Origin of the sequence: Myxococcus sp. AM009 (assembly GCF_013372605.1) — a bacterium.
In the GTDB taxonomy this organism is placed as follows: Bacteria; Myxococcota; Myxococcia; order Myxococcales; family Myxococcaceae; genus Myxococcus; species Myxococcus vastator.
Map to the genome: position 1 here is coordinate 1 of NZ_JABXEP010000546.1, position 359 is coordinate 359.

1 protein-coding gene is annotated in these 359 nt (G+C 69.1%); it reads left to right on the forward strand.

Going from position 1 to position 359, the window contains the following annotated elements; genetic code table 11:
- The coding region (locus HV824_RS36825) for an AMP-binding protein (RefSeq protein ID WP_176425388.1) at nucleotides 1-359 on the forward strand (359 nt) is incomplete at both ends.

Genomic DNA, 359 nt, shown 5'->3' on the forward strand with positions numbered 1-359 from the left:
GTACGAGGACGAGCGGCTGACGTACGCGGAGTTGAACCGGCGTGCGAACCAGCTGGCGCACCACCTGAAGGGCATGGGAGTGGGGCCCGAGGTGCGGGTGGGCTTGTGCGTGGAGCGCTCACTGGAGCTGGTGGTGAGCGTGCTGGGCATCCTGAAGGCGGGGGGCGTGTACGTACCGCTGGATGCGAGCTACCCGCTGGAGCGACTGACGTGGATGAAGGCGGAGGCGGGCGTCGCGCTGCTGGTGGCGCAGGAGAAGCTGGCGGACGAAGTGGCCGCGGGTGGCGAGTTGGTGGTGTGCGTGGACACGGAGTGGGGCACGCAGATTGCCTTGCAGCCGGAGAGCACGCCCGTCGCCA